Genomic DNA, 15,499 nt, shown 5'->3' with positions numbered 1-15,499 from the left:
CTGACTAAAGATAAGTGGCAAACAACGCATATTGGGTTACATACGAAAACATAAACATGCCTTCTACATTGTTCTTCCGGGAATCCTTATCCCAGCCGCCTAATAAATCCCTAGGCAGTATCCCATCCTTATAATAATTAGAATAAGCATAGTTGAGGTTTGCCCGAAAAGCCTGCACATATGTTAATACCGAAGGATCGTAGGGCAGCAAAGCTGTATAGCCTTTTAGCAGTACGGTATGAAACCAATTGTTAAAACCATCCGTAGGAAAAGAATAGTACCCTTTGAGCTGCTTGTCTGCCTTTGCAAAATAAAGGAAACTGGCTTTTGCCAGAGCCTTAGCATCGTCTAGATAATCTTTTTGCTTAGTCACCCGATAAAGATCGGCGGCTCCGGAAAGCATGGTCCCTGAATTGTAAGAGTATGGCTTTCCTGTTGCCTTCAACAATTGTGTGTGCCCCCTATATCTCTGTCCTCCTACCTCTTCATAACGAATCTGACAATCCGGCGCACATTGCCCCATCATATCCCAATAAACACCTTGGTCATTCAATAAATGTCTTTTCTGCCAATGATAAATTTTCTTAGCAAACATTAAATAATAGTCTCTCTTAAGAAGCTTCTTTACTTTCCGAGTCTTTCTGTCTCTCGAATCGATATATCTATAGACTACCTTATCGTTCTTTTTCTTATATAGTTCATGTAGCCAGACCAGAGCACTGATCATAGGCCCATTGCTGCATGCATGTTTTGTCACATAGCCCGGCCCCCATGATATTCCTCCATGTTCGTTTCCTTCTTCATCGCGAGTAGCATCCCAACCGTCTAAAACATATGCTGTAAGATATTCGGCCTGCTCTAGATATTTGCTATTCTGTGTCAAATCATATGACTCAAGGAGTTCACGTACCAACCACATTTGATCGTCGTATACATTCAATATACCCGTCACATTGGCTTTTCCTTTTTCTTCTGCCCTATTGACCGCATAAACCGTCCATTCTTTGGTCTGTGTAAAAGAAGTATATGTGAAAGTCCCCAGATAATAAGCAGCATTGTCATACAGCTTTTCTAAAAGGCCTTCATAATAAGCAACTTTACGAATAGAGATAGAATCTTTATGCTTATATAAAGCCCTTAATAAAGAGTTTGTGGCTTCTATGGCAGAGGTGTACATCCATACACTCGCCTTCTCTCCTCCCCGCACCTGTTCAAATGGATTATAGTATCTATACATTATAAATTGTTCTGAGACAAAAAAGTGCTTCAAGGCCTTATCATAAAGATTTGCGCCTCGATAGAAATCATCAACCGATATACTACTATTTAATTTTTTATCACTTAAATTAAAAGAAGATAATCCAATTGTTGCTAAGCAAAGGAGACCATACAACCACCTGCGGGCGATACGAACGCTCAATTTCATAATAAAATATATTTAAGGTTTACTATCCTGCTAAATCGTATTTGGTTAACCGAATGTGGAATATAAAAATAAGCATTATTTTGCTAAGATATTTGAAACAAAATAACTCTCTAATGAGAAAATTTGCCTCTCATCTCTCTTTCATTATACTTTAAATTTGAGTAATCAATTATAAATCCTAGCACAAAGACATTTTAGCTATAAGTATTTTAAATAAACTGTAACGCAAAAGAAATAATTATATCCCGATATAATCTGTCGGTAACCAATTGTAAACATTACAGAACGCACATTCGATATCCTATCTATTGAATGACTAGTGATAACCAATTATAAGTATATGAGAAACAATGATATGTTCAATGTAACTCATAGTTCTCGTAAATACATAGTATTATTCATATGGATTTTAGGACTATGGTCATGTAAATCGGAAGAACAGAACACGACTTCTTCCTCTGTACCTTTCGACCCCATGCAGCCCGTTGTTGTCGAAGACTTTCAACCTAAATCGGGAGGAATGGGACAGCGCTTAATCATCTACGGTAAAAATTTTGGAACGGACCCGTCTATGATAACGGTGCTGATTGGAGGTAAGGAAGCAAAAGTAATTAGTTCCACTGGTGATGCTTTGTATTGTCTTGTACCACGCAAAGCCTTCAGCGGTGATATTGAGGTGCGTGTGGGGCCTAAAGACAACAAGGTAGTAGGAAAAGCTACAACACGCTTTCAATATGAACGCAAAATGGTCGTTTCCACAGTTATAGGTTACCGCAACGAACGCGGTGATGAACCTTGGAAAGATGGTAAGTTCAAAGATCCTGATCCAAACAAGATGGCTAGCGGTTTTTGGAATCAATCCTTTTTCAAATTCGACCCAGCCAATCCCAAACATCTTTGGGCTGTGTTTGACTTTAATAATGGATTGTATCTCTTCAACTTTGAAGACAGCACCGTGACTAAGGTACGATCCGATCTAGATAGACCTCGCAGTGTAGACTTTACCCTAGATCACAAGTATATGATTGTGGCCGAAGACCGTGGTGGCGAAAATGACCGTGCGACCTATAGACTATCGCGTGACAGAAACTGGCAAGATCGAGAGGTATTAACCACCTATAAGCAGTGTAATGGTGCTTCCGTACACCCTGTCAACGGTGAGCTATATTTCAACAGCTATGAAAAAGGACAGTTTTTCCGCTTTGACCTCAACAAATACTTTGAGTCGGGACTGGGAGTAAAAGATTTTGAGCAACTTTTCGTTGTCCACGACCCACAATGGGAATACAAAATCATCATTCATCCTACAGGTAATTATGCTTATATAGTAGTTATCAACCAATCCTACATCCTTCGTGTAGATTATAATTGGGAGAAAAAAAGATTCAACCAACCCTATTTGGTCTGTGGACAGGTAAGAGGCCCCGGCTATGCGGACGGTGTAGGCTCTTCCGCACGACTTAACCAACCCTATCAAGGAGTATTCGTCAAGAATCCGGACTATGTAGCTGCAGGGAAACCCGATCAATATGATTTCTATTTCACCGACCAGCTCAACCACTGCGTGCGTATACTAACCCCTGAAGGCAACGTAACCACCTTTGCTGGACGAGGAAGCTCCAGTCTCAACAATAACCCTTACGGCTATGTGGATGGAGACCTCAGACAGGAAGCCCGCTTCGACAGACCTACAGGAATAGCATACAACGAAGAAGAAGGCGCCTTCTATATTGGAGATTATATGAATCACCGTATCCGAAAAATAGCGTTGGAAGAAATCGATTAATAATTCTTTAACCTAAGAATCATATGAAAAGCACTTTTGTACTCTATATATTACTGTTGCTCTGCACTTTTCAACTTTACGCGCAAGAGAAGTTTGAATTGACCGGTGTGGTGACAGACCAAAACCAGAAACCTTTGCAAGGCGTCAGCATCTTTATCAAAGATGCGCCCGGCTTAGGAACTGTATCTGATGCCAAAGGACAATTCAAGATTAAGGTCGAACAATATAAAACTGTAGTCTTCAATTTTATTGGATACAAGAAGCAAGAGGTGCTTCTTGTGAATCAAAAAACGCTGAACATAGTATTAGAAGAAGCTGAAGCTAGTGTGCTCGAAGAAGTAGTCGTAACAGGAACAGGAACACAAAAGAAATTGGTAACTACAGGGGCCGTAAGCTCCGTAAATGTCAATGACCTTAAATCCAACCCTACTTCCAGTATTACCAACGCCCTAGCAGGAAATGTTCCGGGAGTGATGGCTATGCAGGTGTCCGGACAACCAGGAAAAAACATATCTGAATTCTGGATTCGAGGAATATCCACTTTCGGTGGAGGAACGAGTGCCTTAGTGTTGGTGGACAACATAGAACGTGATATCAACGATATCAATATTGAGGATATAGAATCGTTCACCGTACTGAAAGATGCTGCCATGACAGCCATATATGGATCCAAAGGCGCGAATGGTGTAATCCTAATCACTACCAAACATGGAAAAGAAGGACGTGTAAACATCAATGTCAAAGACGAAACTATCTATAATACGCGTACGATAACACCGGAATTTGAAGATGGTTTTACCTATGCCAACCTACTGAACGAGGCCCGTATTACTCGCAATTTTGAACCTATCTATCAACCGGAAGAGCTCGAAATCCTTCGCTTAGGATTAGATCCCGATCTCTATCCTAACGTAGATTGGAAAAAACTGCTATTGAAGGACGGTGCTATGACCTATAGGGTAAACCTCAACATGAGTGGCGGAGGAAGTACCGCCCGCTATTTCGTTTCGGGCAGTTACGTAAACGAAGGAGGAATGTATCACACTGACGAAACTCTACGAAAGGATTACAACACCAACGCTAACTACTATCGCTACAACTTCAGGTTAAATACGGACGTCAACCTGTCGACCACTACCATTCTGAAAGTAGGAGTAGCTGGATCTTTGGGTAAAAGAAATAGCCCGGGCCTAGGAGATGTAGACTTTTGGGGAGTACTTTTTGGCTATTCCCCAATCCGGACACCCGTAACTTACTCTAACGGTTACGTTCCAGCCGTTGGGACAGGTCATATGACCAACCCTTGGGTCATTGCGACCCAAACCGGTTTCAATGAAAACTGGACAAATAAAATCCAGTCCAACGTAACTATAGAACAAAATTTAAACTTCATCACCCATGGATTGAGAGTGAGAGGAATTATAGGATTCGATACTCAAAACAACAACAATATTCAGCGTCGCAAATGGCCAGAACAATGGCTGGCAGAAAGAACAAGAGATGAGAATGGAGAATTGGTTTTTCGTCTCATTGCCGGTCCGCGTGAACTTTTCCAATCCAGCTCTGCCGATGGCGAACGTCGTGAATTTTATGATATACGCTTCAACTACGATCGGTCATTCGGAAATCATAATGTAGGTGCCGTAGCCCTATTTACACGCGATGCATTGGTACGTACCGTAAACCTAGGAGACGACATCAAAAACGGTATTTCGCGACGAAATCAAGCGCTAGCAGGACGTCTTACATACAACTGGAAGATGCGCTACGTCGTAGATTTTAACTTTGGATATACCGGTTCTGAAAATTTCGCCAAAAATCACCAATACGGATTTTTCCCGGCGGCTTCCGCTGCATGGAATATATCTGAAGAGCCGTTTATCAAAGATAAGTTATCATGGCTTAACCTTTTAAAAGTCAGATACTCTTGGGGAAGAGTGGGCAACGATCAGCTAGCGGGTGGAACACGTTTCCCTTATCTCTACACTATAGGACAGACATCCAGCAACGTTTATCAATGGGCAGATTATGGTTTGGATCGTGCTTATTTAGGTATGCGGTTCACCCAAGTGGCTTCCCCGTATGTAACCTGGGAAGTCTCTGAAAAACAAAATCTGGGACTTGATATCGCTCTTTTCAGAGAAAAATTCATCTCTTATATAGACCTTTTTGATGAGAAAAGAACCGGTATTTATATGCGTCGGGAGTTCCTTCCCGAAATTGTAGGGTTAGAGAGCGTTCCTAGTGCCAACGTAGGAGCTGTAAGATCTCGAGGCTTCGATGGACGTTTTGAGTTTAGACAACGCCTAGGGGAGGTAAACATCACCGCAAGGGCCAATATGACATACAGCAAAAACGAAGTCTTGAAACGAGATCAAACTAACAATGTTTATAAATATCAAAATATGGAAGGCTATCGCGTGGATCAAAATGTAGGTCTCATAGCACTAGGGCTGTTCAAAGATTACGACGATATCCGAAATAGCCCAAAACAAAATTTCGGAACTTATCAGCCCGGAGATATCAAATATAAGGATGTCAACGGCGATGGCGTCATTGATGATGGCGACAACGTGGCTATTGGATCTACGCGAAGACCTAACCTCATCTACGGGCTAGGAACCTCCGTGAGTTACAAAAATTTTGACTTCAGCTTCCACTTCCAAGGAGCCGGTAAGTCCTCCTTCTTCACCTATGGGAAGACTGTATATGCCTTTAGTGAAGGTGAATGGGGACAAGTTCTTAAAGGTATCATGGGAGATAACAGATGGATTTCGGCCGATATTTCGGGAGATCCTTCTACCGAAGATCCAAACGCTTCCTACCCTCGTCTGAGCTACGGCCCTAATCCGAACAACTTCCGCAATTCCACATTCTGGCTCCGTAATGGACAATATTTGCGTCTGAAAACATTGGATATAGGCTACAGCCTACCTAAGACGTTCGCAAACCGCATAAGAACCAGCAATATCAGACTGTTCTTTGTAGGAACAAACTTGCTGACATGGGCAAAATTCAAACTATGGGACCCAGAATTGGCTACCCCTAGAGGTGAAGACTACCCTCTGGCAAAATCATTCACTTTTGGTATCAACGTCAATCTATAATAAGATGATTATGAAAAGAAATAAACTAACCTATATATTGGTAAGTCTAGCCTTGTTAACTTCATGCAAAAAAGAATACTTGGAATCCGATCAGTATTTCAAAGACAGACTTACCATAGAAAAAGTCTTTAAAAGCAAAGAATATTCGGAACAGTGGCTAGCGCACATTTTCGAAGAATTCAAAGGTGAAAATGCCGATGTAGCAAGTAAAGGCTATACTCCACATTGTTTTGCCGACGATATGTTCTACGGCGACCGCGACAAAGATTATGATCCTTCAAAAAACGAGTTGTCTTACAACATGTTTAAGATGGGACTTTATACCGAGAATGATAAACAAGGGACTTGGGTTCAATGTTATCGAGGTATACGGAATGCCTCTACATTTATCCACAATATACATCTGAACACCGAAATGTCAGAACGGGAGATTAATGACTACCGCGGACAGGCCCGCTTCGCTAGAGCCTACCTCTACTGGCTATTGCTTCGCAAGTACGGCCCCATTCCTATTCTTCCGGACACCGAAGTTGATTACACACAAAGTTATGATGACTTGGCAATCCCTAGAAATACCTATGACGAATGTGTAGACTTTATCGCCAACGAAATGTTGCTTGCCGCTCAAGAAATGCAGGAGTTAGGCATGCTGCGAGGACAGGACGGATCGGCACGCCCTACGGTGGGGGCGGCGCTGTCAGTACGCGCCAAAGCCTTACTCTATGGCGCCAGTCCTTTGGCCAATGGCAATAACGCCGGCTTTGCTGCCCTGCTGACGGATAAGCAAGGTAATAGGCTTCTCTCCAGTCAATATAATGAAGAAAAATGGGCGCGTGCCGCAGCCGCAGCACGTGACGTTATAGAACTGGGAATATATAGACTTTATACCGTAGCTTTTCAGGCTACAGGAGAAGATGCTACCGTCGTCCCTCCCTATGACCCCAACTTTTCAGACAAAAACTGGCCGGAAGGATGGGCTAACATAGATCCGGAGAAATCATATGCCAGAGTCTTCGACGGCACACTTCCGGCATCAGGAAACCCTGAACTTATATTCACACGCGGTAACAACCAGCTTAGTGAAGGCGTGGATGCTATGGTTATCCACCAGCTACCTCGCTCTGCAACAGGATGGAACACTCATGGACTGACTCAAAAACTTGTAGATGCTTACTATATGAACGACGGCACCGACGTTCCCGGAAAAGATAAAGAGATAGGGCGTGGCAATGGCTCCGAACGTGTGAAAGGCTACGTCACCCAAGAGGATTATGAAGCCGGAAGATATAGACCTCTACTTCCCGGAGTATCCTTACAATATGCCAACAGAGAACCTCGTTTCTATGCTTCCGTAGCATTTAACGGCAGTATGTGGAAACTATTGAATGAGTCTCAGGAAAGAAATAGAAACCAACAGGTATTTTATTACCGCGATAACGACAAAGGTAACGGCTTCAACTCTTCGAATGCTTATTGGCTAAGAACAGGCATCGGCATGAAAAAATTCGTCCACCCCAACGATACATACGAAGGTGGCAATAATGCAAAGGTAGTACCTAAGGCAGAGCCTGCAATACGTTATGCTGACATCTTACTCATGTATGCCGAAGCACTAAACGAACTGAACGGATCCTACACTATCCCTTCCTGGCGAGGAACAAACTATACTATCTCTCGAGATATCGCGGAAATGCAACGCGGCATACGGCCAGTTCGTATTCGCGCTGGATTACCAGACTACAGTGCTTCCGCTTACAGCAATAAAGATGAACTTAGAAAGCTTATCAAGCGAGAAAGATTTATTGAACTCATGGGTGAAGGACAACGTTACTATGACCTCAGAAGATGGATGGATGCTCCCGAAGAAGAATCCCTACCCATCTACGGCTGCAATGTGCTGATGAACGAAAGTCAACGTGACCTCTTTCATCAACCAGTAGCCGTATGGGCCTTGAAAACCACCTTCTCAGACAAAATGTGGTTTTGGCCTATAAAACATTCCGAGTTGAAAAGAAACAAAAATTTAACCCAGAATCCTGGATGGACATATAACGACTAATCCAAAAGTGAAAAGTATGAAAAAAACATATATTCTATGGCTTATCCTCCATGCCCTGCTCCTTTCCGCTTGTAATGATGAATGGAAAGAAGAACAGTATGAACGCTATATTTCCTTTAAGGCACCTCTCAACAATGAAGGGGTAAGTAATATTTTCGTACGATATAGAGGCAATGAGAAAACCACCTTCCAGCTACCACTCATTGTAAGTGGAAGCACCACCAACGATCAAAATATCTCCGTAAATATAGGTCTGGATATGGACACGCTCGAAACATTAAACTTCGAACGTTTTCAAAATCGAACAGACTTTTATTACAAGATTCTAGACAAAAACTTCTACTCCCTACCTTCCAAGGTTGATATAAAAAGTGGAGAGAATATAGCCTTACTCAATATAGACTTTACACTTAAAGGTATCGATATGGTAGAAAAATGGGTGTTGCCTCTCACCATACAGGAAGGACCGGGCTATAACGCCCATCCGCGAAAACATTATAAAAAGGCTCTTCTACGTATCAATCCTTTTAATGATTTCTCCGGCACATATAGTGGTACAGCGCTCAAAATAGCCATGGATGGCTATGAAAATCAAACTCCTATAGTAAAAAGTGAAATACGCAGCTATGTAGTAGATGAAAACACCATCTTCTTCTATGCCGGAAATATTGACGAAGAAAGAAAAGATCGTGGACTATATAAAATCTATGCTAATTTTACCCCTACGGGATCCATCACATTCTATTCTGACAACCCGAACATCAACTTCAAAGTGAATAGAGATGCCAGTTATACAATAACCGAACAGATGGATGCCGTCCGTCCTTACCTCTTGCATAGGTATATAACTATCAACAATATAGACTACGAATTCGTAGATTATACCATGGTACCCAACGTGAATTTGTTATATAAAGTTTCGGGATCGTTAATCTTGGAAAGAAAACTGAACACCCAAATTCCGGATGAAGATCAGGCTATAGAATGGTAATGGTAGATGTTGTGTTTCATGAAAAAAACCTATCCGCAAGGATAGGTTTTTCTTTTTCTTAAGCCTCTCCTTTTGGATGTAGGTCCAAAGGATAAGGAACATCTTTAGACACCTGCTCGCCATTCGGGTTGTTTGATGCCGCAGCCTTCAGTTGCGCCTCAAAGCGGTTGAGGTTGTCTTGAAGTGCCGCCAACAGACGCGCCGCATGCTCCGGAGTCAATATAATTCTGGATTTTACTTTAGCTTTAGGAATTCCCGGCATTACGCGAACGAAATCCAACACAAACTCTGTATTGGAGTGTGTAATAATTGCCAAATTAGAGTAAACTCCTTCTGCTACTTCCTCTGATAGTTCAATGCTCAATTCATTTGGCAAAGCCTCTTGTTTTTTCTCACTCATATCTTTCTATTCTAAAATTATTACTTCGTAAATGTTCTAAAATCTTGTCCGTCCTCTATTGTCAGTAATGTCTCGTATATCAAACGAATAACATTGTCCACATCTTCCTTATGCACCATCTCTACCGTAGTATGCATATAACGCAAAGGCAAAGAAATCAAGGCTGAAGGCACTCCTCCGTTGGAATAGGCAAAGGCATCCGTGTCCGTACCGGTATAACGCGAGGAGGCTTGACGTTGGAAAGGAATTTCATTTTTCTTAGCTACATCGATTAGCATCTTATTCAGGTTGATCTGAACAGCTGGAGCATACGACAGTACTGGTCCTTTCCCACAGGCCAGATCCCCTTGCGTAACCTTATTGATCATTGGCGTCTGGGTATCGTGCGTAACATCCGTGACGATAGCCACATTAGGTTTTATATAGTTAGCTATCATCTCCGCTCCTCTCAAACCTATCTCCTCCTGTACGGAATTCACAATATATAGTCCGAAAGGCAACTTTTTACTATTCTCTTTCAGCAGACGAGCCACCTCGGCAATCATAAATCCCCCGACACGATTGTCTAAGGCTCTTCCCACATAATAGCGGTCGTTAAGCACCATAAACTCATCTTCGTACGTCACGACAGACCCTACATGAATACCCAACTCCTCTACCTCTTCTTTTGAGGTACAGCCACAGTCCAAAAAGATATTTTTTAGCGATGGCGCCTCTTCCTTCTCACCAGAACGGGTGTGAATTGCAGGCCATCCAAATACTGCCTTGACAGGTCCCTTTTCGGTATGGATGTTGACACGTTTTGAAGGTGCTATCTGATGGTCCGAACCACCATTGCGGATGACATAGATAAGTCCGTCTTTGGTAATATAGTTTACAAACCATGAAATCTCATCGGCATGAGCTTCTATAACTACTTTATATTTAGCTTCAGGATTGATAATCCCTACAGCAGTCCCATAATTATCAATATAGGTATCATCGACATAGGGTTTCAGATAATCCAACCATAGGCGCTGCCCCTCCCACTCAAAACCTGTTGGCGACGGATTATTAATATATCTTTCTAAGAATTTTAATGACTCTTTCGTCACTACAGCCTGATGCTGTACCTCTTTGCTCTTCTTCTTTGTCATACTCTTTTGTTTCCGTACAAAATAAAAAATAATTATTCTATTCCAAAAAATTAATGATTTCGATTTTCCAATGATGAGAAATAAGATGCTAGAATAATTGTAAAAACCGCGGCGTATCTCTGCCTTGGTGATCAAATCTTCTGTTATCTGCAATTTCTAACAAACTTCCCCGCAAAAAAAGTTGGGTTTCTCTTACAACTGTATCCTAAAACGAATTTTAATTTTATCTTTACAAGTCTAAAAAATTAAGTATGGGTTTTATATATAATCTGATTGAGTGGTCAGGGGCCGAGACGATTTTCAATATAGGCTCTTTTGGCATAAGATATTATTCGATGTGCTGGCTGCTAGCTTTCGTGGTTTCTTACGTGCTGATGCAGCAAGTTTTTAAGAAAGAAAACAAATCTCAGGAAGAGCTGGACAAGCTCACCATGTATATCTTCCTCGGAACAATTCTTGGAGCTCGTCTGGGACATTGTCTCTTTTACGAATTCGACTATTATATACAACATCCATTGGAGATGCTCCTTCCGCTTCGCAAGGTAAATAACGAGTGGCAGTTTACCGGATATCAAGGATTGGCGTCCCATGGTGCTGCAATAGGAATTTTGCTAGCGCTGTATCTTTACGCGAAGAAGACTAAAACCGACTTTATGTGGATTACAGACCGCCTGATTTTGGTAGTGCCTATTGCGGGAGCATTCGTCCGTATCGGTAACTTTTTCAATTCGGAGATTATTGGTAAGCCGATGGAAACCATATATCCTTGGGGTGTGATATTTACCAAGGTGGACAATGTGGTAAGACATCCTGGCCAACTCTATGAAGCGGTAGGATACACCATTCTATTTATCTTTTTGTGGCTATTTTACAAGAAGAGTACGACGCCAAAGCCAGGGCTTCTTTTCGGCATATTTTTGGTATGCCTTTTCAGCATCCGCTTTATTGTAGAGTTTTACAAAGAGAACCAAGAAGAATTCGAAAGCGGCATGTTAATCAATATGGGGCAGCTGTTGAGCCTGCCATTTATCCTTGCAGGGCTATATCTTATTTTTAGACCAGTCCAACAACAACTGAAAAAATAAAGACCCTTTAATATAGCCTCTTAAACTATTAAGAGGCTCTTTTTTTTCAATGATATTATGAAGACAAATAAAAGACTTATTCTGCTGATCCTAGGATTATTATCTGCCGTAGGCCCTTTTTCCATTGACATGTATCTGCCGGCCTTTGACACCATTGCCAAAGGGTTTGGCACAGACATCGAAAAGGTGCAGCTCTCCCTCACCTCTTTCTTCATTGGCATTGCCGTGGGACAGATGATTTACGGTCCACTGTTGGACAAATACGGACGTAAGAAACCTTTGCTGGTAGGACTTACGATTTATGCTGCTGCTTCGCTGTTGTGTGTGATGACACGTAATGTGGAGAGCCTTATCCTCATCCGCTTTATTCAAGCATTAGGTAGCTGTGCCGGCATGGTTGCCTCACGGGCTATGGTGCAAGATTATTATGCCGGTAAAGAAGCGGCACGCGTTTTCAGCTTACTCATGCTCATCATCGCCATATCCCCTATATTGGCTCCATCGGTAGGAGCATTCTTGTTAGAACAATTCGACTGGCACTATATTTTTATAGTCTTATTCATTATAGGTCTTATCATCCTGTTGAGTTCTATTTTTTTTCTTCCTGAAAGTTTTCAAGGGAACCGTACATTATCTCTTGCGCCGCGATCCATCATATCAAAATATTTTGAGGTATTTACGAACAGTACTTTTCTGCTTTACTGTCTCATTGCTTCCTTTGCTTCTTCAGGTCTATACGCCTACCTTGCAGGCTCTTCGTATGTACTGCAGGAAATTTGTGGACTCACACAAAAAGAATATGGCTTGGCCTTTGCTTTCGTAGCCTCAGCCCTTATCCTATCCACACAGCTTAACAGATTGGTACTTAAAAGATGGTCTATGCAAAGCATTTGTATGATTGCCAACATCTGTCAGGTAGGTGTAGGCATGCTGATGGTGGCCACCCTGTGGCTTAACATGGTCAACCTGCAGAGCATCCTAGGTCTTGCCTTCTGCTATCTGTTTTGCCAAGGATTCATCTTTCCTAATGCATCGGCGATGGCCATGTTTCCTTTTAAGACCAATGCCGGCAGTGCTTCCGCACTCCTAGGCTTCTTACAGATGGGATTGGGTGCCATCAGCTCTGCTGCCGTAAGTCTTCTGCATAACCAATCAGCTCAGCCTATGCTGTATGTTATGTGCATAGCTGCAGCACTATCGTTAGCTTTCCATCTCATACGCAAAACCTTCTATAGCGAGAGCATTTAAGCCTGAATCATAAATAAGAAAGGTCGTGCATGGTTTGCACGACCTTTCTTATTTATATACAACTGTTACCATCTGTCGAAATCTTGTGGAACAGGTTTTTCAAGTAGATTCTGATAATAGAATCGCACTCTCTCTTTGAAATCGTATTTTAATTTGTTGCTGGTCCATCCATGGCGGCTTCCCGGATAAATCATCAACTCAAAAGGTTTATCCCTATTGGTCAATGCATCTACCAATTGTATAGTATTCTGCATGTGAACGTTGTCATCCATATCGCCATGTAAGATACGAAGGCCACCTTTATATTTATCCACATAGGTCAGGATAGAACCATTTTTATAGCCTTCGGGATTGTCCTGTGGAGTATCCATCCATCTCTCAGTATAATGCGTATCGTATAGTTCCCAGCTTGTTACTGGTGCTCCGGCGATTCCATAATCAAAATAATCAGAGCCTTTGGTTAATGCCAGACAAGTCATATATCCGCCGTAGCTGTGTCCGGTGATTAGAAGCTTATCCTTCTTCACCCATGGTTTCGCCTTCAACCACTTAGCGATGGTGATGTAGTCTATAAGCTCCCAATGTCCAAGATTACGGTGCATCAACGCTACCCCCTGCTTTCCGAAATGTCCTGAGGCACGGTGATCACACTGCACTTGGATGATACCTTCATTTGCCCAATATTGTGACATGCCGCCATAAGGGCTTGCCGTCGTTGGCTTCCATGTGTCCATCACGGTGCCGGCATCAGGACCTCCGTAGATGTACATTATCACAGGATAAGATTTATTTTCATCAAAATCCACCGGATAAGTGATAATCACCGGCAAATCAAATTTTCCATCATCTGACTTTACAGTGATATACTCCGTTTTGCCATACTTAAACGCATTGAAGTTAGGCGATTTAGAATCAGCTAGTTCTTTAAGGATTTTTCCTTTATTATCTACCAAAGCTACTTTATTTGGCGTACTTACGTTAGAATAATTCGTGATAAAGTATTTACCTCCCGGTGCTACACTAACCTGATGTGAATAATCCCCAAAAGTCAACCTTTTCAGGTTTTTGCCGCTATAATCTACACGGTAAAGATCTATTCGTGCGGAGTTCTCCTTACGGGCAGTAAAATAAAGCACCTTATTCTTTTCATCAATATACTGAATAGATACTACCTGCCATTCTCCGCTGGTTATAGGGTTCAACAATTTACCGTCCAACGTATACAGATAATAATGTGCCCATCCTGTCTTGTCGGATTTCAAGATGTAGTGCTTATTATCTGCCAGATAGGTTATACGCTCATCATGATCCAAATTGATCCATGTAGGCTGCTTCTCATCGTATATTTCTTTTTTGGAACCGGTAAGAGGATCCACGGTATAAAATTTAAGATTATTTTGGTCGCGATTCATCCACTGAACCATAATAGACTTACTATCGTAACTCCAGTATGGCTGACCAAAATATTGATCATCTTTCTCGTTAAAGTCTGCCCATACCACACCTTGTTGTCCTACCTTTACAAATCCTACTTTCACCTCCGGATTAGGTTGACCTGCTTTAGGATAGCGTGTCTCTTCCACATAACCGTTTTGTCCTTTGGAAACGTAGATAGGGAACATAGGCACATTGGTGTCATCGAAACGCATGAAGGCTAGCTGCTTGCTATCCGGGGACCACCAGAATGCTTTGTACTTGGTAGGTCGTCCTAAGATTTCCTCATAGTATACCCATGAGGACCACCCGTTGTAGATAACATCAGTACCGTCGAAAGTGTACTGTACCTCCGTCGGATTTTCTACACTTACGGTAAACAGGTTGTTGTTTCTGGTGAATGCCACATATTTACCGTCCGGAGATAATGTTGGATTCTTTTCTTCCACATCCGGACTATTGGTAAGTTGGCGCACGGAACCGTCAGCAAAACGGATAACAATATCATTATCCTTGACAGCAACTTCTGTCTGCTTGGATTCTGCCGGCACATATACTTCACGATGTCCCGTTTTTACATTCACTTTATACGTGCGGTTTTCCGAACGTACGTACTCTAAATAATGTTCCTCATCAGCCCACCCCTGATAGTGGCTGATAGGCTGTGTTAGTGTAGGTTTTCTGCCCCAAGCTTCATCAAATGTCATTCTTCGCTGTGCATACACAGACGAGCTGACCAACAGAAAACCAACAAAAGTAAGTTGGATATATTTCTTCAACATAGTCAAAAATTGGTTATAATCGATGTAAAATAACGGATTATCTAT

The 15,499-nt window shown here is 42.0% G+C and carries 10 protein-coding genes; 6 read left to right on the top strand and 4 right to left on the bottom strand.

From position 1 onward, the window contains the following. Positions 1-4: 4 nt before the first annotated feature. Positions 5-1,237, bottom strand: a complete 1,233-nt coding sequence (locus tag ABD873_RS02960) for a glycoside hydrolase family 76 protein (protein WP_345064436.1) — start codon at positions 1,235-1,237, stop codon at positions 5-7. Positions 1,238-1,766: 529 nt separating this feature from the next. Here ABD873_RS02960 and ABD873_RS02955 point away from each other — a divergent pair. The 4 genes from ABD873_RS02955 to ABD873_RS02940 are packed head-to-tail and all read left to right on the top strand — an operon-like array spanning position 1,767 to position 9,369. Further along, positions 1,767-3,212, top strand: coding sequence for an IPT/TIG domain-containing protein (locus ABD873_RS02955; RefSeq protein ID WP_345064433.1), 1,446 nt, complete (start codon positions 1,767-1,769; stop codon positions 3,210-3,212). Positions 3,213-3,235: 23 nt separating this feature from the next. After that, positions 3,236-6,319, top strand: coding sequence for a SusC/RagA family TonB-linked outer membrane protein (locus tag ABD873_RS02950; protein WP_345064430.1), 3,084 nt, complete (start codon positions 3,236-3,238; stop codon positions 6,317-6,319). Positions 6,320-6,329: 10 nt separating this feature from the next. Further along, on the top strand, positions 6,330-8,378 hold the full coding sequence (locus ABD873_RS02945) for a RagB/SusD family nutrient uptake outer membrane protein (RefSeq protein WP_345064427.1): 2,049 nt from the start codon (positions 6,330-6,332) through the stop codon (positions 8,376-8,378). A 16-nt stretch (positions 8,379-8,394) separates the two neighbouring features. After that, the gene (locus tag ABD873_RS02940; protein WP_345064424.1) at positions 8,395-9,369 is read left to right on the top strand and encodes a DUF4973 domain-containing protein; all 975 of its coding nucleotides are present in this window, start codon (positions 8,395-8,397) and stop codon (positions 9,367-9,369) included. A 58-nt stretch (positions 9,370-9,427) separates the two neighbouring features. Here the strand turns inward: ABD873_RS02940 and ABD873_RS02935 are convergent, their stop codons facing one another. Both ABD873_RS02935 and ABD873_RS02930 read right to left on the bottom strand, forming a co-directional pair. Further along, positions 9,428-9,769, bottom strand: coding sequence for a DUF3467 domain-containing protein (locus tag ABD873_RS02935; protein ID WP_345064420.1), 342 nt, complete (start codon positions 9,767-9,769; stop codon positions 9,428-9,430). Between the two features lie 20 nt (positions 9,770-9,789). Beyond that, a complete protein-coding gene (locus tag ABD873_RS02930; protein WP_039053839.1) occupies positions 9,790-10,905 on the bottom strand; it encodes a M42 family metallopeptidase in 1,116 nt (371 codons plus the stop codon). Positions 10,906-11,156: 251 nt separating this feature from the next. Between ABD873_RS02930 and lgt the strand changes: the two genes are divergently transcribed. Next, on the top strand, positions 11,157-11,990 hold the full coding sequence (lgt, locus tag ABD873_RS02925; protein WP_345064415.1) for a prolipoprotein diacylglyceryl transferase: 834 nt from the start codon (positions 11,157-11,159) through the stop codon (positions 11,988-11,990). 57 nt (positions 11,991-12,047) lie between these two features. Continuing rightward, on the top strand, positions 12,048-13,238 hold the full coding sequence (locus ABD873_RS02920; RefSeq protein ID WP_345064412.1) for a multidrug effflux MFS transporter: 1,191 nt from the start codon (positions 12,048-12,050) through the stop codon (positions 13,236-13,238). 65 nt (positions 13,239-13,303) lie between these two features. Here the strand turns inward: ABD873_RS02920 and ABD873_RS02915 are convergent, their stop codons facing one another. Continuing rightward, entirely contained in the window at positions 13,304-15,454 is a 2,151-nt protein-coding gene (locus tag ABD873_RS02915) for a S9 family peptidase (RefSeq protein WP_345064409.1), read from the bottom strand. Between the last annotated feature and the right edge of the window lie 45 nt (positions 15,455-15,499).

The sequence above is a fragment of the Sphingobacterium thermophilum genome (assembly GCF_039541675.1).
GTDB lineage: Bacteria > Bacteroidota > Bacteroidia > Sphingobacteriales > Sphingobacteriaceae > Sphingobacterium > Sphingobacterium thermophilum.
This window is presented reverse-complemented; position numbering and strand designations above follow the sequence as displayed.